Annotated in this window: 13 protein-coding genes and 1 tRNA gene; 11 read left to right on the top strand and 3 right to left on the bottom strand. The window is 64.4% G+C overall.

The features are described 5' to 3' along the window. Positions 1 to 211: 211 nt before the first annotated feature. Positions 212 to 1,438 (top strand): pyridoxal phosphate-dependent aminotransferase, encoded by a 1,227-nt coding sequence (locus ACP7BZ_RS01865; protein WP_426109943.1) that lies wholly within the window; start codon positions 212 to 214, stop codon positions 1,436 to 1,438. A 61-nt stretch (positions 1,439 to 1,499) separates the two neighbouring features. Continuing rightward, positions 1,500 to 2,822: a homoserine dehydrogenase gene (locus ACP7BZ_RS01860; RefSeq protein WP_426109942.1), complete on the top strand. Its 1,323-nt coding sequence runs from the start codon at positions 1,500 to 1,502 to the stop codon at positions 2,820 to 2,822. Positions 2,823 to 2,955: 133 nt separating this feature from the next. Here the strand turns inward: ACP7BZ_RS01860 and ACP7BZ_RS01855 are convergent, their stop codons facing one another. From ACP7BZ_RS01855 to ACP7BZ_RS01845, 3 genes are all read right to left on the bottom strand, one after another. Further along, entirely contained in the window at positions 2,956 to 3,168 is a 213-nt protein-coding gene (locus ACP7BZ_RS01855; protein ID WP_426109941.1) for a hypothetical protein, read from the bottom strand. 62 nt (positions 3,169 to 3,230) lie between these two features. After that, positions 3,231 to 4,706: a sensor histidine kinase gene (locus ACP7BZ_RS01850; protein ID WP_426109940.1), complete on the bottom strand. Its 1,476-nt coding sequence runs from the start codon at positions 4,704 to 4,706 to the stop codon at positions 3,231 to 3,233. A gap of 13 nt (positions 4,707 to 4,719) precedes the next feature. Beyond that, a complete protein-coding gene (locus ACP7BZ_RS01845; RefSeq protein WP_426109939.1) occupies positions 4,720 to 5,427 on the bottom strand; it encodes a response regulator in 708 nt (235 codons plus the stop codon). A 194-nt stretch (positions 5,428 to 5,621) separates the two neighbouring features. Here ACP7BZ_RS01845 and ACP7BZ_RS01840 point away from each other — a divergent pair, with 194 nt between their 5' ends. The 9 genes from ACP7BZ_RS01840 to ACP7BZ_RS01800 all read left to right on the top strand — a co-directional run bounded on the left by ACP7BZ_RS01840 (position 5,622) and on the right by ACP7BZ_RS01800 (position 17,657). Beyond that, on the top strand, positions 5,622 to 6,701 hold the full coding sequence (locus ACP7BZ_RS01840; RefSeq protein WP_426109938.1) for a porin: 1,080 nt from the start codon (positions 5,622 to 5,624) through the stop codon (positions 6,699 to 6,701). A 5-nt stretch (positions 6,702 to 6,706) separates the two neighbouring features. Then, positions 6,707 to 7,669 (top strand): tripartite tricarboxylate transporter substrate binding protein, encoded by a 963-nt coding sequence (locus ACP7BZ_RS01835; protein ID WP_426109937.1) that lies wholly within the window; start codon positions 6,707 to 6,709, stop codon positions 7,667 to 7,669. A gap of 59 nt (positions 7,670 to 7,728) precedes the next feature. Beyond that, entirely contained in the window at positions 7,729 to 8,820 is a 1,092-nt protein-coding gene (locus ACP7BZ_RS01830) for an ABC transporter substrate-binding protein (protein WP_426109936.1), read from the top strand. An 80-nt stretch (positions 8,821 to 8,900) separates the two neighbouring features. Then, entirely contained in the window at positions 8,901 to 10,688 is a 1,788-nt protein-coding gene (locus ACP7BZ_RS01825) for an ABC transporter permease (RefSeq protein WP_426109935.1), read from the top strand. 41 nt (positions 10,689 to 10,729) lie between these two features. Continuing rightward, on the top strand, positions 10,730 to 11,794 hold the full coding sequence (locus ACP7BZ_RS01820) for an ABC transporter ATP-binding protein (RefSeq protein WP_426110502.1): 1,065 nt from the start codon (positions 10,730 to 10,732) through the stop codon (positions 11,792 to 11,794). Positions 11,795 to 11,841: 47 nt separating this feature from the next. Continuing rightward, positions 11,842 to 12,897: an AbrB family transcriptional regulator gene (locus tag ACP7BZ_RS01815; RefSeq protein ID WP_426109934.1), complete on the top strand. Its 1,056-nt coding sequence runs from the start codon at positions 11,842 to 11,844 to the stop codon at positions 12,895 to 12,897. Positions 12,898 to 13,023: 126 nt separating this feature from the next. Further along, the gene (locus ACP7BZ_RS01810; protein ID WP_426109933.1) at positions 13,024 to 14,955 is read left to right on the top strand and encodes an MFS transporter; all 1,932 of its coding nucleotides are present in this window, start codon (positions 13,024 to 13,026) and stop codon (positions 14,953 to 14,955) included. A gap of 208 nt (positions 14,956 to 15,163) precedes the next feature. Further along, on the top strand, positions 15,164 to 17,494 hold the full coding sequence (locus tag ACP7BZ_RS01805; protein ID WP_426109932.1) for a hybrid sensor histidine kinase/response regulator: 2,331 nt from the start codon (positions 15,164 to 15,166) through the stop codon (positions 17,492 to 17,494). Positions 17,495 to 17,580: 86 nt separating this feature from the next. Further along, positions 17,581 to 17,657 (top strand) — tRNA-Pro (locus ACP7BZ_RS01800). Positions 17,658 to 17,928: the final 271 nt, after the last annotated feature.

Raw genomic sequence — 17,928 nt, 5'->3', positions numbered from 1 at the left:
GATGCGGCAGGCGCCGCTTGCGGGCGTAAGCATGCCACAAACGCTGCGAAAGCGCGAATTTGAGCGCGTTTTGGCGACCGCCTGGCGGGCCAGCGCCGGCGGCCGCGCAAGGCCCTGAAAGTCTTGGCGGTTGATTAATTGCGGGTGATTGGGCAGAATGGGCTTTTTCGCAGTGCAACAATTTGGCAGTTTGTAACTATTGGGACTAAACGTGCGACCGATTCTCAAATCCAGCAAGCTCGACGATGTCTGTTACGAAATCCGTGGTCCCGCCATGGAAAAAGCCAAGCAGATGGAGGAAGACGGTCACAAGATCATCAAGCTCAATATCGGCAACCTGGCGGTATTCGGCTTCGATCCGCCGGACGAGATCGTGCACGACATGATCCGCAATATGCACAGCGCCGCCGGCTACACCGATTCGAAAGGCATGTTCGCGCCGCGCAAGGCGATCATGCACTACACCCAGGGCAAGCAGATCGCCGGCGTCACCATCGACGACATCTACCTGGGTAACGGGGCGTCGGAACTGATCGTGATGGCCATGAATGGCTTGCTCAACAACGGCGACGAAGTGCTGGTGCCGGCCCCCGATTATCCGCTGTGGACGGCGGCGGTGAGCCTGTCGGGCGGCAGACCGGTCCACTACATCTGCGACGAACAGGCCGACTGGTACCCGGACATCGACGACATGCGCCGCAAGATCACCGCCAACACCAAGGCGATCGTCGTCATCAATCCCAACAATCCCACCGGCGCCCTGTATCCGCGCGAAGTGCTGCTGCAGATTATCGAACTGGCGCGCCAGCACCAGCTGATCATCTACGCCGATGAAATCTACGACAAGACCCTGTACGACGGCGCCGTCCACGAATCGATCGCCGCGCTGGCCGACGACGTGCTGTTCGTCACCCTCAACGGCCTGTCGAAGAACTACCGCGCCTGCGGCTACCGCGCCGGCTGGATGGTGGTGTCGGGCGAAAAGCGCCACGCCAAAGATTATATCGAGGGGCTCAATATGCTCGCCTCGATGCGCCTGTGCGCCAACGCGCCGGGCCAGTTCGCCATCCAGACTGCACTGGGCGGCTACCAGAGCATTGCTGACCTGGTCGGCCCCGGTGGCCGCCTACTCAAGCAGCGCGACCTGGCGCACCAACTGCTTACCGATATACCCGGGGTCAGCTGCGTCAAGCCAAAAGCGGCGCTGTACATGTTCCCCCGTCTCGACCCGGCGATGTACCCGATCGCCGATGATCAGCAGTTCACCTGCGATCTGCTGGCCGAGGAAAAAGTGCTGATCGTCCAGGGGACCGGTTTTAACTGGCCCTCGCCCGATCATTTCCGCCTGGTTTTCCTGCCCAACGCCGACGACCTGGTCGACGCCTGCGGGCGCATTGCCCGTTACCTCGATGGTTATCGCCGCCGCCATGCCCGCTGACCGCTGCTGATATGCACAACCGCGGGGTGGACGGCGCGCCCATCTTTTACCTATAAAGCTTATGAATCCCATCAAAGTAGGTCTGCTCGGCATCGGCACCGTCGGCGCCGGCACATACAACGTCCTGCTGCGCAATCAGGAAGAAATCCGCCGGCGCGCCGGCCGCGGCATTGAAATCACCATGGTCGCCGCGCGCGATGTCGCCCGCGCCAGTGCGCTCGTCGGCGCCGGTGTGACGGTGGTGGGCGATCCGTTCGCCGTGGTCGACCATCCCGATATCGACATCGTCATTGAACTCATTGGCGGTTACGAGCTGCCGCGCGAACTGGTGCTGCGGGCGATTGCCAACGGCAAGCACGTGGTCACCGCCAACAAGGCGCTGCTGGCCATGCATGGCAACGAGATCTTCGCCGCCGCCCAGGAGCGCGGGGTGATGGTGGCGTTCGAGGCGGCCGTCGCTGGCGGCATCCCCATCATCAAGGCGCTGCGCGAGGGGCTGACCGCCAACCGCATTGAATCGGTGGCGGGCATCATCAACGGCACCACCAATTTCATTTTGTCGGAGATGCGCGATAAAGGGCTCGATTTTGCCACCGCGCTGGCGCAGGCGCAGGCGCTCGGCTATGCCGAAGCCGATCCCACCTTCGACATCGAAGGGGTCGACGCCGCCCACAAACTGACCATCATGTCGGCGATCGCCTTTGGCATCCCGGTGCAGTTCGAGCGCGCCCACATCGAAGGCATCAGCAAGTTGCAGGCGGTCGACATCAAGTATGCCGAGCAGCTGGGCTACCGCATCAAGCTGCTGGGTATCACGCGGCGCACCGTCATCGACGGCGTCGAAGGGATCGAGCTGCGCGTGCACCCGACCCTGATCCCGGCCAAGCGCCTGATCGCCAATGTCGAAGGGGCGATGAATGCGGTGTTGGTGCAGGCCGACGCCGTCGGCGCCACGCTCTATTACGGCAAGGGCGCCGGCGCCGAGCCGACCGCCTCCTCGGTGATTGCCGACCTGGTCGACATCACCCGCCTGGCCACCGCCGATCCCGAGTACCGGGTGCCGCACCTGGCCTTCCAGCCGAACCAGATGACCGATGTGGCGATCTGGCCGATGTCGGAAATTAACACCAGCTACTACCTGCGCGTGTACGTGAAAAACCGCCTGGGGGTGATGGCCGATCTGACCCGCATCCTGGCCGACGCCCGCATCTCGATCGACGCCGTGCTGCAAAAAGAGCCGGCCGAAGGCGCCACCCGCCTCGACATCATCATGCTGACCCACCAGACGCGCGAGCGCAATATCGATGCGGCCATTGCCAGGATCGAGGCGCTGGAAACGGTGGTGGGGACGGTGACGCGGATCCGGCTGGAGAGTTTGAGCTAGGCTCCTGGCGCTGGCCAGGCGGCGGGTTTTTCAGTAAACAATAAATGGGACTGGCCGGTGCCTGTCCCATTTCTTAAAAGCACGGAATTAAGCACTTCCCGTGCTTTTATTGACATGACGGCAGCGTTTCGCCTTATGCGCCGTCGCCAGTCCTGGCCGGACCGACGCCGTGACCACAGTGGCGCGCCAGCGCGGGCAACACGGGCCTGTGTTCGTGCTCGACAGGCTGGTCGAACTGGTCGCGCTCGTCGAGGTCGACGCTGACGCAGGCGCGCAGCTCGGCGTCATCGTCTTCCGGCCCCAGCGCATCGAGGGCGATCCAGCAAACGGTATATGGCGTTTTCATGCGGGCGATTTTACGCGCGCTGCGTCGCCGCGTGGGCCCTTGCGAACGGCGTTTGCGACGCCTCAACGCCGTTCGACGTCGCCGCCGCTGGCCACCTTGGGTAGCGGAAAACAGATGCTCACAAGCAGGCCGCTACCGCCTGCGCCATCGGCCAGCACGATGTCCGCGCCATGCAGTACGGCGATGTCGCGCACGATCGCCAGCCCCAGTCCGCTGCCATCCTGGTGCGCGGCCAGGCTTGCCTGCGCGCGGTAAAACGGCCGGAATACCTTGTCGCGCTCGCTGCTGGCGATGCCGTCGCCGCTGTCTTCCACCTGCAGCAGCACGCCGGCCGCCGTCGCGCTCACCCGCAGTGCCACGCTGCCGCCCGGCGGCGTGTAGCGGATCGCATTGTCGAGCAGGTTGCTGATCATTTCGTGCAGCAGCAGGGGGTGGCCATCGATGTGCGCCGTGCCAGTGACGTCGAGCGACAGGTCGAGCTGTTTTTGCACCGCCGGCAGGGCCAGCTCGAGCGCCACCTGGCGCACCACGGTATCGAGCGTGAGCGGCTGCAGGGCGGCTGCTTCGCCACCATGTTCGATGCGCGCCAGCGTCAGCAGGCGATTGGCCAGGTGGACGGTGGCGTCGGTGGTGACGGCGATCGAGCCGACGATGGCGCGCATGGCGGCCACATCGTTTTCGCGCAGCGCCAGCTGGGCCTGGGTTTTCAGCACCGTCAGTGGCGTGCGCAGCTGGTGCGAGGCGTCGGCGATGAAGCGGCGCTGGCTGGCGATCAAGCCCTGCATGCGCGACATGGTGCCGTTCATGGCGCCGACCAGCGGGCGCACTTCGCGGTGCACCAGGGCGGCGTCGACGTCGGACAGGTCATGGATATCGCGCCGCTCGACTTCGCCCTTGAGCTGCATGAGCGGCGCCAGCACCAGGCGCACGGCGAACCATACCAGGGTGGCCACCGCCAGCAGCAGCAAGCCCTGGCGCAGCAGGGTGTCCATCAAAATTTTGCGCGACAGGCCGCGGCGGGCGTCGAGCGTTTCGCCTACCTGGATCAGGGCGATGCCGCGCATCGAGTCGTCATACACCGGCTGCAGCAGGGCGGCGATGCGCAGCGGCTCGCCCCGATAGTCAGCCTGATAGAAGCGCACCAGCGCCGGATAGGCGTCCGAACGGGGCACGTTGGCCGGCACCGGCGGCAGGTCGCCAAAGCCCGATACCGTCTCGCCCCTGATGCCGGTGACCTTGTAGAAAATGCGGCCGAGCGTATCGGTTTCGTAGCTGTCGAGTGCCACGTAGGGAACGTCGGCGACAACCTTGCCATCCTTGACCGAAACCCGTTCGGCCAGCGCGCGGGTGGAGGCGAGCAGGGCGCGGTCGTAGGCGACGTCGGCGGCGTCGAGGCCATTGTTGTAGGCCGATAGCGAATTGACGGCAACTAACAGCACCAGCGGCACCAAGAGCCAGCGCAGCAGCTCGTTGCGCAGGCTGCCCAGCGGCTTGCCGGCGCCGAGGCGACGTGTCAGCGAGGTCAGCAACGGCGTCATCAACGGCGGCGTATCAGATGGCGTCTGCCGCTGCCGCCTGCTTCGGCTGCAGCATGTAGCCGATACCGCGCAAGGTGGTAATCGCGGCGCCGTTGCTGCCGACCCGGTCGAGTTTTTTACGCACCCGGTGGATCACCAGCTCGATGGCGTCGACATTGGCGTCGTCCGACAGCGCGAACACTTCGTCGAACAGTTTTTCTTTCGGTACCGCGCGCCCCGGCCGGGTGATCAGCGCTTCGAGCACGGCGTGTTCGCGCGGGGTCAGGCCGAGCGGCGCGCCGTCGTAGCTGAACATGCGGGTGACGGTGTCGAAGGCGAGGGCGCCGCACTGGTGCACCAGCGCCTCGTTGCCCTGGCTGCGCCGCAGCAGCGCCTTGACGCGCGCTTCCAGCTCGGCCAGTTCGAACGGCTTGGCCAGGTAATCGTCGGCGCCCAGATTGAGGCCCTGCACGCGCTCTTCCAGACCGCCGCGGGCGGTGAGGATCATCACCGGCGTGTTGGCGCGCGCGCCGCCGCGTGCGCGCAGGCGCCGCAGCACTTCGAGGCCGTCCATTTTCGGCAGGCTCAAGTCGAGAATGACCAGTGCATAATCCTGCGTGTGCAGCAGGGTGTCAGCATCGGCGCCGGTGTGGGCCGTTTCCACGGTCAGGTGGGCGTCACGCAGGGCCTTGGCCAGCCAGTGCGATAGTTCGGGGTGGTCTTCAACCAAAAGTATTTTCATCGCGCGCAAGTGTAACCCGAGTTGCGCGCCGGTCAAGTGAAAAATAGGTCGGTCTACCATCGCCACCAACTGATCCGCTGGTGTCGTGCGGCTGCCCGTTGTGGCGCGCTGAAAGGCAAATGAAAGGGAGCGACTTGTATAGTAAGGATAGAAAAAAGTTTTACCCATAACTATAACCACCGCTGGAGACACGTATGAACAAGTCATTGCTTTCGCTCGCCCTTTTTTCCGCTTTTTCTGTCCTTTCAATCGCTGCCACTGTCGCCCACGCCCAGTCGAACGTCCAGGTATATGGCCTGATCGACGCCGGCGTCGAGCAGCTCAATAACGCCACCGCCAGCGGCGGCAGCATGACCAAGGTGATCTCGGGCGGTAAAAATACGTCACGCTGGGGCTTTCGCGGCGTCGAAGACCTGGGCGGTAACCTGAAGGCCGTGTTCAACCTCGAAGGCGGCATCCTGCTCGATACGGGCAACCTGGACGGCGTGCTGTTCAAGCGCCAGGCTTACGTGGGGCTGGAAGGTAATTATGGCCGCGTGGTGATCGGCCGCTCGTTCACCACCACCTACGACTTCGTCATCCTGTTCGATCCGCTCGGCTATGCGCCGAACTATTCTTGGGCGACGTCAACCAATGGCTCCGGCCCGTCCAAGTACGGCATGACCACCGCGTTCGACAACCTGGTCAAATATTCGGGCAGCACCGGTGACTTTAAATACGGTGCCACCGTCGCCCTCGGCGAGCAGCCCGGTTCCGCCAACGATGGCCGCAAGTACGCGGTGGCGGGCTCCTGGACGCGCGGCCCGTTCGCCGCCATGGCCGCCTATGAGCGCATCAACGGCAACGCCGTCGTCACTGCCACCGGTAACCGCGACGAAACCAGTGCCTATCACCTGGCCGCCGATTACAAGCTGACCGACTGGCGCTTCACCGCTGGCGTGCGTGCTTACAAACTGGTGGCCGGCCGCGCCGCCACTGCCGACGTCAAGGCCGATACCTACTGGGGCGGCGTGTCCTACTACGTGCAGCCGGCGTGGACCTTCACCGGCGCGGTCTATTACGTCGACGTCAAAAATGTCGCTGCTGGCCAGGATGCCGATCCCACCATGTATGTGCTGCGCAGTATGTATGCGCTGTCCAAGCGCACCGACCTGTACGCCGCTGCCGCTTACGCCAAGGCGAAAAACAACAAGCTGGTCAGCCTGTCGCGTGACGATCCCGGTTTCGCCAGTACCCAGCGCGGCGTCACCGTCGGTATCCAGCACCGCTTCTGAGCGCCATGCGCCTGCCGTCGATCCTGATACTGTGCGCCAGCCTGGCATGGGCCACGGCGGCCGCTGCACGCACTGCCGCCGAGTGCGTGGTGCCATCCAAACCCGGTGGCGCCATGGACCTGACCTGCAAGCTGGCGCAGAAAGCGCTGCGCCGGCAGGCGGGCGGCGAGAACATGCGCCTGAGCTATCTGCCAGGCGGGATCGGCGCGGTCGCCTGGCACACCATGGTGTCGCAGCGCGCCGCCGAGGGCGATACCCTGGTGGCGTTTTCCGGCGGCTCGCTACTTAATCTGGCGCAGGGCAAATTCGGCAACGCCAGTGCCGGCGACGTCCGCTGGGTGGCCGCGCTGGGCGCCGATTACGGCATGATCGCCGTGCGTGCCGACTCGCAGTACCGCACCCTGGCCGACCTGCTGGCAGCATTAAAACGCGATCCTAAAAAGGTACTGATCGGCGTCTCCGGCACCATCGGCAGCCAGGACTGGATGAAGATGGCGATGCTGGCGCGGACCGTCGGCGTCGACCCGAAAACCATGCGCTTCGTCGCCCTCGAGGGTGGTGGTGAAGCGTTCACCGCGCTCGACGCCAATTACGTGCAGGTGGTGCCGGGCGATGCGTCGGAAGCCACCCTGTACGCCGGCGCCGGTAAAGTGCGCGTGCTGGCCGTGCTCTCCGAGCAGCGCCTGCCCGGTGTGCTGGCCAGTGTGCCGACCGCACGCGAACAGGGCATCGATGTGGTGTGGCCGGTCATTCGCGGCGTGTGGATGGCGCCGCAGGCGAGCGACGCCCAGTACCAGCACTGGGTCGGCGTGTTCGAGCGCATGCAGGCGTCGCCCGATTATGCGCAGATGCGCGCCGCCTATGGCTTTTATCCGTTCACCCTGACCGGCGCGCCGCTGACCCGCTACGTCGCCAAGGCAGTCGACGAGTACCAAAGGCTGGCCAGGCAGTTCAAGCTGGTGCGCTAAGCGCAGTACACGCAATTTTTCAGGCAGCACCCATACAACAATAACCTTTCGGAGATTCCATGAAACGCCACCTTTCCCTCATCGCCGCCGCCGTGCTCTCGACCCTGGACAGCGCCGCCTTTGCCCAGGTACCGGCGGGCTATCCGGCCGACTACCAGAAAATCATCGACGGCGCCCGCAAGGAAGCCAAGCTGGTGGTCTACGGCGCCACCGACAGCAAGGCCGCACAACCGCTGATCAAGGATTTCAGCGCCCTCTATCCCGGCATCAGCGTCGAATACAACGACATGAATTCGACCGAGGTTTACAACCGCTTCATCTCCGAGGCCGCTGCCGGTGGCAATACCGCCGACGCCCTGTGGTCGTCGGCCATGGACCTGCAAATCAAGCTGGCCTCGGAAGGCTACGCGCTGGCCTACAAATCGGTGGAAGCATCGAAAATCCCCGGCTGGGCGATGTGGAATGACATGGCTTACGGCACCACCTTCGAACCAGCCGCCATTGTCTACAACAAGCGCCTGGTGACGGGCGCCGAGATCCCGCAGACGCACGCCGATTTTGCCCGCATCATCGCCACCGAAAAGTTCCGCGACAAGGTCACCACCTACGACATCGAAAAATCCGGCGTCGGCTTCATGTTCATGACCCAGGACGCGCAGGATTACCCGCAGTTCCCCGTGCTGGCGCAGGCCTTCGGCAGCGCGCGCGTGCGCGTGCAGTCGTCCACCGGCACCATGCTCGAGCGCATTTCGTCGGGCGAGAACCTGATCGGCTACAACGTGCTTGGCTCCTACGCGCTGGTGCGCGCCAAGACCGATCCGTCGATCGGCATCGTGCTGCCGAAGGATTACACGCTGATCCTCTCGCGCGTCCTGTTCATCAACAAGGCGGCGAAGAACCCCAACGCCGCCAAGCTGTGGCTCGACTACATGCTGTCGGCGCGCGGTCAGACCATCATCGCCAATGAATCGAAGCTGTACGCGATTCGCGCCGACGTCAAGGGCGAGACCACGTCGGCCGAATTGATCAAGCTGGTGGGCGAAAAAAACATCAAGCCGGTGCCGGTCGGACCGGCCCTGCTGGGCTACCTGGCGCCAGCCAAGCGCATGGCCTTTCTCAAGCAGTGGAAAGAAACCGGCGGTAAAAAATAAGCGGTTTTTTGCCCGTCAGTGAAGATGGCGCGGCAGCTGCCGCTGCGCCGTCCCCGTAACGCCTTTTTTCGGAACTTCCGATGTCGACCTCGACCTTTTCCTTGCCCACCGGCTTGCCCACAGTGCGCCGCCTTCACTGGTCGCGCGGCCTGGTGGTGATGCTGACCTGTGTCGCCGTATTCGTGCCGCTGCTGCTGATTTTTTATCAGAGCTTTCTGTCGGCGCCGTTTTTCATGCCGGTCAAGGTGCTGGGGCTGGACGCTTACCGCTTCATCTTCGACGATCCCGATTTCTGGCAGGCCTTTAAGAACGGCATGATCCTCGCCGGTGGCCTGGCTGCCATCGCCGTGCCGCTGGGCGGCGCGCTGGCCTTCCTGATGATCCGCACCGATTTGCCAGGGCGCGGGCCGATTGCGCCGCTGCTGCTGGTACCGATTTTCGTCTCACCCATGGTGATGGGTTTTGGCTACGTGGTATCGATGGGACCGGTGGGCTTTTATTCGATCTGGGCCAAGCAGCTGCTCGGCTTCGTCCCCTGGAATATTTATTCGTTCACCAGCATCGTCATCATCGCTGGCTTGACCCACGTGCCGCACGTGTATCTGTACGCCTCGTCGGCGCTGAAAAGCCTCGGTTCCGACGTCGAGGAAGCAGCGCGCGTGGCTGGTGCCTCGCCGCTGCAGGTGATGCTCAACGTCTCGCTGCCGATGATCATGCCGGCGCTGGCGTATGCCGGTGTGCTGGTGTTCTTCCTCGGCTTTGAAGTATTCGGCCTGGTGCTGGTGCTGGGCGACCCGGAAGGCCACCTGGTGCTGGCCACCTACCTGTACAAACTGACCAACAAGCTCGGTACCCCCTCGTACCACCTGATGGCCGCCGTCGCCGTCTGCCTGGTGGCGGTGACGATGCCGCTGGTGATGCTGCAGCGCCACCTGCTCAAGTCTTCTTCCAAGTATGTGTCGATCAAGGGTAAGGGCGCGCGCCAGAAAGTCATGCCGCTGGGGCGCTGGAAGTGGATCGCCTTTGCGCTGCTGGCCGGCTGGCTGGTGTTTACCATCGTGCTGCCGATCTCCGGCATTGTGCTGCGCTCTTTCGTACTGTACTGGGGAGAGGGCGTCAAGCTGGTCGATGTGCTGACCCTGCAGCACTTCCGCGACATTTTCGAGCAGCCGTCGCTGATGCGCGGGATTTTAAATACCATCCTGATCGGCGTGATCGGCGGCGCGCTGGCGGTGGCGTGCTACAGCGCCATCGCGCTGGCCATGCACCGCAAACCCGACGGCATCACCCGCCTGCTCGATTACTCGGTGCTGGTGCCGCGCGCGGTGCCGGGCCTGCTGGCCGGCCTGGCCTTCCTGTGGGTGTTCCTGTTCGTGCCGGCGTGGCTGGAAAGTCTGCTCAAACTGTCCGACAGCGCGGTCGCGCAATACCTGATCGCGCATGCCATTCCCGCCCTGCGTGCGGTGCGCTCGACCATTTTCGCCCTGTGGCTGGCGTATTCGGTGGTGTGGCTGGCGTATGGCATGCGCCTCATTTCCACCGCGCTGCTGCAGGTGGGGCCGGAACTGGAAGAAGCGGCGCGCGCTGTTGGCGCCAGCCGTGGGCAGGTGACGCGCGACGTCACCCTGCCACTGATCAAATTTGGTCTGCTGGGCGCCTGGCTGATGGTGTTCCTGATTTTCGAGCGCGAATATTCGACCGGGGTCTATCTGCTCTCGCCCGGCACCGAAGTCATTGGCGCCATGCTGGTGTCGCTGTGGGCGGGCGGCTCGACCGACCTGGTGGCGGCGCTGTCGTTCATCAATATCACGCTGGTGGCGATTGGCCTGGGCATCGCGCTGCGCTTCGGCGTCAAACTGCATAATTAATATACATCGATCCGAGAACGACCATGAAACGAGACCAGACCATGAACGAATTGTCCGTCAACGAACTGCACCTGGACTATGGCAGCGGCGCCGCCGCCAACCAGATTCTCAAGGGCGTATCGATGCACCTGCAGCGGGGCGAAGTGGTGGCCCTGCTGGGGCCTTCCGGCAGCGGCAAGACCACCCTGCTGCGCGCAGTGGCCGGACTGGAAAGCCCGAAAGCGGGCACCATCGACATCGGCGAGCGGCGCGTGTTCGACGGCGCCAGCAAGCTGGAAATGCCGGCCGAGGCGCGCAACCTGGGACTGGTGTTCCAGTCATACGCCCTGTGGCCCCACAAAACCGTGTTCGATAATGTGGCCTACGGCCTCAAGCTGCGCAAGATGGGCAAGAGCGAAATCGCCGCCAAGGTCAACGACGTGCTGGTGCAGCTCGGTCTGGGGCCGCTTGGCGAGCGCTTTCCGCACCAGCTCTCCGGCGGCCAGCAGCAGCGCGTGGCGATTGCCCGCGCGCTGGTCTATAACCCGCCTGTGATCCTGCTCGACGAACCACTGTCGAACCTCGACGCCAAGCTGCGCGAAGAAGCGCGCGCCTTCCTGCGCGAACTGATCGTGCGGCTCGGCCTGTCGGCGCTGATGGTCACCCACGACCAGGCCGAAGCGATGGCCATTTCTGACCGCATCCTGCTGCTCAATAACGGCAAGATCGAGCAGCAGGGTAGCCCGCAGTCGATGTACGAAACGCCCGACACCCTGTTCACCGCCGAGTTCATGGGCTCGAACAACCGCCTCACCGGCACCGTCGTTGGCCGCGATGGCGCGCAGGTACAGCTGCTGGTCGATGGTACGCCCTTGCGCGGTACCGCCCGTGGTGCCAACCGCAGCGCCCAGGTACAACCCCTGATCCGCGTCGAAGAGGTGCGGGTCAGTGCCACCCCACTGGAGAACGCGCTCGAGCTGCCGCTGTTGACCTGCATGTATTTGGGCGATCGCTGGGAGTGCCTGTTCAGTCGCGGCGGCATGAGCTTGCGCGCCTACGCCAAGCAGCGCCTGGACCCTGGCTCGTATTATCTGCACATGCCGGCCGATAAACTGTGGGTGTTTTGATCGGATTGACTTGACCGCTTTGCTTGAGCGTTCGACTTGATGTGGCCATGCTGAGAGCAGCTTCGATGCTGGCGGCCGCATTGCTGCTGGCCGGCGCTGCCGCCGCGCTGTGCGTGCAGTTCAATACGCCGCTGCCGTGGATGATCGGCCCGCTGTTTGCCAGCGCTGCCGCCTGCATGCTGGGCGCACCCCTGCGTGCGCCCGTGCAGGTGCGCTGCGCTGGTCAGTGGGCCATCGGCACGACGCTCGGCCTGTATTTCACGGCGCCGGTGGTGGCCACGCTAGGGTCGTATGCAGGCTCGATTGCGCTGGCGGTGCTGTTCGCGCTGGCGCTGGGCGTGGCCGGCGGCGCGCTGCTGCAAAAATTGTCGGGCGCCGATGGCGTCACCTGTTTTTTTGCCATGGCCGTCGGTGGCGCTTCCGAAATGGCGGCCCAGGGTGAACGCCACGGCGCCGTCGTCGAACGGGTGGCGGCCGCCCACAGCCTGCGCATCATGCTGGTGGTGGCCACCATTCCGTTGGCGATTCGCTGGTGGGGCCAGCACGGCCTGGCCGCCGGCGCCGATCTGTATGTGGCGGGCGCCGACGGCGTCCATACGGCGGGTCTGCTGCTGTTAATCGCGCTGACGGCGGCCGGCGCGCTGCTGTTGATGCGGCTCGATTCGCCCAATGCATGGGTGATCGGTCCGCTGCTGGTGGCCATCGCTTTGACGGCTGGCGGCGTGCACCTGAGCCGTCTGCCGGAATGGATGATCCACCTTGGGCAGCTGTTCATCGGCGTCGCGCTGGGCACCCGGTTTACTCCGGCGTTCGTGCACACGGCGCCGCGTTTCATGGCCAGCGCCGCCTGTTGTGCGCTATTGATGATCGTCGCCGCGGCCGGCTTTGGCGCGTTTCTGGCGGCGCTGGCCGGCATCAATCCGGCAGTGGCGGTGCTGGCGACGTCACCCGGCGGCATCGCCGAGATGTCGCTGACGGCGCGCGTGCTGCGCCTGGGCGTGCCGATCGTGACGGCCTTTCATGTGACGCGCATGGTGACGGTGGTGATGCTGATCGGTCCCCTGTACCGCGCCAGCGCGGCGTGGCGCATGCAGCGGAAGTAGCGTAAGTAGCGCGGGACGATACCAGGACGTCGGCTTTGATGCCCCGCAGTGATTTGCGGAAACACAGTTTGTCGGGGCACCGAATGTGCTGTATTTTACGGGTCTGTTCATTCCGGGCTGCCTGCCATGCGCCATTCGAGCCATTCCCCCGACGCTGCCGCTGTCACACCGCCGGCGCACCCCAGCCAGTTCGCCCTGCTGGGACAACGCCGCTTCGCGCCGTTTTTCTGGACCCAGTTCCTCGGCGCTTTCAACGACAACCTGTTCAAGACGGCACTGCTGGTGATGCTCACCTACGACGCCGCGCGCTGGACCACGATCGCCCCGGCGATGCTCAACATCGTGCTGCCGGCGCTGTTCATTCTGCCGTACGTGGTGTTTTCCGCCACCGCTGGCCAGATCGCCGAAAAATTTGAAAAGTCGCGCCTGGCGCGCGCCGTCAAATGGCTGGAGATCGCCATCATGGCGGTCGCCGCCATCGGCTGGCTCAGTCACAGCCTGTGGCTGCTGGTGCTGGCGCTGGTCGGCATGGGGGTCCATTCAACCCTGTTCGGCCCCGTCAAATATGCCTATCTGCCGCAAAACCTGCGCCCCCATGAACTGGTGGGCGGCAATGGCGTGATCGAGATGGGCACCTTTGTCGGCATCCTGCTGGGCGAAATCGGCGGCGCCCTCTTGGTGTCGCAGCGACCGTTCGGCATTGAACTGGTGGCTGGCGCCACCGTCGCCGTGGCGGTGTTTGGCCTGCTGGCGAGCTACCGTATTCCGCTCTCGCCGGCGCCGGCGCCCGATCTGGTGGTCAGCAAGAATCCGCTGGCCGAGTCGCTGCGCAACCTGGCGTTCTCGCGCCGCAACCGCACGGTGTTCCTGTCCATGCTCGGTAACTCGTGGTTCTGGTTTTACGGCGCCCTGATGCTGTCGCAGTTTCCCGTCTACGCCAAGGACTACCTGCACGGCGACCATGGCGTGTTCGTGCTGCTGCTGACGGTGTTCTCGCTGGGGATCGGCTGCGGCTCGCTGCTGTGCGAAAAACTCTCCGGCCGCAAGGTCGAAATCGGCCTGGTGCCATTTGGCGCCATCGGCCTGTCGGTGTTTGGCATCGACCTGTATTTTGCCAGCCTCGGTTATCACAACACCGTTGCCGTCGATGCTTACGGCCTGCTGCACCAGGCCGGCGTGGCGCGCATCCTCGCCGACATCGTGTTGATCGGCGTGTTCGGCGGCCTGTTCATCGTGCCGCTGTTCGCGCTGATCCAGACCCGCTGCGATCCCGCCCACGTCTCGCGCACCATCGCCGGTACCAACATCATGAATGCACTGTTCATGGTGGCGTCGGCGCTGATGGCGATGGTGCTGCTGAAACTGGGCGCGAGCATCCCGCAAATGTTCCTCGCCACCGCGCTGCTCAATGCGCTGGTGGCGCTGTATATCTTCTCGCTGGTGCCGGAATTCCTGATGCGCTTTGTGGCCTGGATGCTCATTCACACCATCCACCGGGTCGAGGTGGTGGGCGCCGAACGCATTCCCGACGAAGGCGCGGCGGTGCTGGTGTGTAACCACGTCAGTTACGTCGACGCCCTCGTGATCGTCGCCGCCAGCCCGCGGCCGATCCGCTTCGTCATGGACCACAATATCTTCAAGATTCCCCTGGCTGGCTGGATTTTCCGCACCGCCAAGGCGATTCCCATCGCGCCGGCCAAGGAAGATCCGTGGCTGATGGAGAAGGCGTATGTCGATATCGCCCAGGCCCTGCACGAGGGCGACCTGGTGTGTATCTTCCCGGAAGGTAAATTGACGCGCGATGGCGAGATCAACGAATTTCGCGGCGGCATAGCGAAAATCGTTGGCCGCAGCAAGGTTCCCGTCATTCCGATGGCCCTGCGCGGGCTGTGGGGCAGCGTGTTTACGCGCGATCCCAACAAGCTGTTCGAGCGCGTATTTACCCGCGGCGCGCGCTCCAGACTGGCGCTGGCGGTGGGCGCGCCGGTGCCACCCGCCGAAGCGACGCCGGAGCTGCTGCAGGAGCGCGTCAGTCATCTGCGCGGGGCCTGGAAGTAGGCTGGAGCGGCGCCGCGCTGGTGCCGCTCTGGTACCGATCCGGTGCCGCTCCGGTGCCGACTGCGCCACCAGCTGATACATAAATTGTGTCTTAGAGTGTGTCGCCAGAGTATTAAATTCTATTATCATGACGGTAGCCGGCCGAATCAACGCCGGTTTTACCCAAGCAAAGGTTGGACGTCATGACAAGCACACGCGCGCCGGCACGATGAAAATTCGCTCGTACCTGGCCCTCATGGTGGGCGCGATCCTGGTGCCGGTGGTGGCGTTTTCTGCCATTGCGCTCAATATGATGCTCAAGGCCGAGCGCGAGGCGGCCCTCAAGGGCGTGCGCGAAATGGCCCGCATTTCGCTGGTGACGATCGATCGCGAGTTGACCAATACGCGCAGCACCCTGCGCATGCTATCGATTTCGACCCACCTGTCGAACGGTGAATTCGGCGAATTTTACGAAAAAGCCCGCTATGCCGACCAGTTTGGCGCCACCATCACGGCGCTGCTCGACGAGCATGGCCAGCTGCTGCTCACCACATCGGTCCCTTACGGCACCGTGTTACCGCCAACTGATGCTGCCGCGCGCGTCAACGCGGCCCTCACCTCGGGGCACTGGCAGGTGTCGAACCTGCTGCGCACCGCCCTAACCAAGCGCACCGTGGTGGTGGTCGACGTGCCGGTGTTGACCCAGAGCGGCCACCGTTATGTCCTCTCGCAGGGCTATGAGATCAGCCATTTCAATGGTGTGCTGCGCCAGGTGAACGCGCCAGCGGGATGGCTGACCGGGGTGTACGACCGCAATGGCAAGGTCATCGCGCAGATCGATGGCGACGGCAAAGCGGCTGCTGTCACGGATGGCGGCAGCCCTGCCACGCCGGTGCTGCGCGCAGCGATCCTGCAAAAGACGGTGGGCGTGATTCGCACTGGCGGCGAGGCGGCCAGCGCCGTCAAGTTCTACACGGTGCTGGAGCGCTCGGCCTTGTCTGGCTGGACGGTGGCGATCGGCGTGCCGGAAGCAGAAATCGAAGCGGTGGCACGGCACGCGCTGGCGCTGTCTTTACTCGGTCTGCTGGCCGCGTTTGGCTGCGCAGGCGGCACCGCCTGGCTGTTCGTGCGGCGCCTGTCGATTTCCATTCGCGGCGCGGCGCGCTCGGCCAACAATCTCGAGCGCGGCGCTGATGCCGGCCCGGCGCTGCCATCGGGGGTCGAAGAAGTCGATGCGGTGCAGGCGGCGATCGTCGCTGCCGGCGCCGTCATCGGCCGCGAAAAGGCGCAGCGCCAGGCGGCCGAAGAGGAGCGCGCGCGCCTGTACGCCAATGAGTGCGCGGCGCGCGCGATGGCCGAGCAGCAGAACCGCGCCAAGGACGAATTTCTTGCCATGCTGGGCCACGAATTGCGCAATCCGCTCGCTGCCATTGTCAACGCCGCCCAGGTGCTCAAGGGTGGCGCCCTGTCGGCCGCCAGCAGCAACCGCGCCGGTGACATCATCGTGCGCCAGAGTGGCCACCTGACCCGCATCGTCGACGACCTGCTCGATGTCGGCCGCGTCCACTCCGGCAAAATCCTGCTGACCCGCCAGCCGCTGCGTCTCGACACCCTGGTGGCGGCCTACGCCGACAGCGCGAAAAGCGCGCGCGGCGCGCGCCACAGCATCAGTGTGCAGGTCGAGCCGGTGTGGATCGACGCCGACCCCACCCGCATCGAGCAGATCGTCGCCAACCTGGTCGACAACGCCATCAAGTACACCCCGGCCGGCGGCGCCATTGCGCTCACTGTCGGCGTTTCTGGCGACGGCACGCTGGCGCTGTTGGCGGTCGTCGACTCCGGCATCGGCATCGGTCCCGAGCTGATGCCGACGGTGTTCGACCTGTTCGTACAGGGTGAACGGGGACTCGACCGGGCCCAGGGTGGCATGGGGGTTGGCCTGGCGCTGGTGCGGCAGCTGGCGCTGATGCATGGCGGCCAGGTGGCGGTGCACAGCGCAGGCGTGGGACAGGGCAGCCGCTTCGAGGTGGCGCTGCCGGCGATCGCGGCGCCGCTGTCTGACTGGGCCGGGCCGGCCGGCGCAATCGCCCCAGCAGTCCAGGCAGCCGAGGTGGCCCAGCTGGCCCAGGCGCCCCAAGGCGCGCCGACGCGCCTGCTGCCACCGCCCGTACGCCGCGGCGAACTGTCTATCCTGGTCATCGAAGACAACGACGATGGCCGCGAGATGATGGCGATGATGCTCGAGTCGCACGGTTACCTGGTGCACACCGCCGTCGACGGCGCCGATGGCGTCGAACGGGCGCGCAGCGAATTGCCGGACATCGCCCTGGTCGACATCGGCCTGCCCGGTATCGATGGCTATGAGGTAGCGCGCCGGCTGCGCGCCAATCCGGCCACGGCGGCCATCGTGCTGGTGGCGCTGACCGGCTACGGCCTGGAATCAGACCGCCAGCGCGCGCTGGCCGCCGGCTTTGACGGCCACCTGGTCAAGCCGGTCGAGCTGGTCTTGTTGATGGCAGTGCTGGCGCAGGTGGAAGCGGGGCGTCCGATTTTGCAGTGATGGGCACGCCCGCCATGGTTGTCAGTTGCCGCCTGCAGCTTTGGCATACAAATTTGGCAAACCGTCTGCTATAATTTGGCCTCAGTCGGGGCGTAGCGCAGCCTGGTAGCGTACTTGCATGGGGTGCAAGGGGTCGAGTGTTCGAATCACTCCGTCCCGACCAATCGAATCAAAGACTTAGCGAAAGCCGGAGAAATCCGGCTTTTTCTATTTTTGCGTCGGTGCACAACGTATACGCAAAAAAAATTGGCGCAAACGGGGTTCGTGCGGGGTAATGCGGGGTTTTTGCGCACGCACATTGCGGCGGGTTTTTCGGTAGCGCGACAGTGCGCATCTGACGCCAGGAATTGTTCAGTTGCCACACAGCCCGAGAGGCGCCCTGGCCGGGCTCAGCACCTTCATTTGCGCGAGCCGGCGGCACGCAACAATAAAAA

The organism is Massilia sp. PWRC2, assembly GCF_049896725.1.
Lineage (GTDB): Bacteria > Pseudomonadota > Gammaproteobacteria > Burkholderiales > Burkholderiaceae_D > JAFCUW01.
Note: the sequence above shows the minus strand (reverse complement) of the source record. Positions and strands in the feature narration are given on the sequence as shown.

Coding starts and splice junctions, on each gene's coding strand:
- ACP7BZ_RS01860 (WP_426109942.1), top strand. CDS start 1,500: ATGAATCCCATCAAAGTAGGTCTGCTCGGCATCGGCACCGTCGGCGCC.
- ACP7BZ_RS01855 (WP_426109941.1), bottom strand. CDS start 3,168: ATGAAAACGCCATATACCGTTTGCTGGATCGCCCTCGATGCGCTGGGG.
- ACP7BZ_RS01850 (WP_426109940.1), bottom strand. CDS start 4,706: ATGACGCCGTTGCTGACCTCGCTGACACGTCGCCTCGGCGCCGGCAAG.
- ACP7BZ_RS01845 (WP_426109939.1), bottom strand. CDS start 5,427: ATGAAAATACTTTTGGTTGAAGACCACCCCGAACTATCGCACTGGCTG.
- ACP7BZ_RS01840 (WP_426109938.1), top strand. CDS start 5,622: ATGAACAAGTCATTGCTTTCGCTCGCCCTTTTTTCCGCTTTTTCTGTC.
- ACP7BZ_RS01835 (WP_426109937.1), top strand. CDS start 6,707: ATGCGCCTGCCGTCGATCCTGATACTGTGCGCCAGCCTGGCATGGGCC.
- ACP7BZ_RS01830 (WP_426109936.1), top strand. CDS start 7,729: ATGAAACGCCACCTTTCCCTCATCGCCGCCGCCGTGCTCTCGACCCTG.
- ACP7BZ_RS01825 (WP_426109935.1), top strand. CDS start 8,901: ATGTCGACCTCGACCTTTTCCTTGCCCACCGGCTTGCCCACAGTGCGC.
- ACP7BZ_RS01820 (WP_426110502.1), top strand. CDS start 10,730: ATGAACGAATTGTCCGTCAACGAACTGCACCTGGACTATGGCAGCGGC.
- ACP7BZ_RS01815 (WP_426109934.1), top strand. CDS start 11,842: ATGCTGAGAGCAGCTTCGATGCTGGCGGCCGCATTGCTGCTGGCCGGC.
- ACP7BZ_RS01810 (WP_426109933.1), top strand. CDS start 13,024: ATGCGCCATTCGAGCCATTCCCCCGACGCTGCCGCTGTCACACCGCCG.
- ACP7BZ_RS01805 (WP_426109932.1), top strand. CDS start 15,164: ATGAAAATTCGCTCGTACCTGGCCCTCATGGTGGGCGCGATCCTGGTG.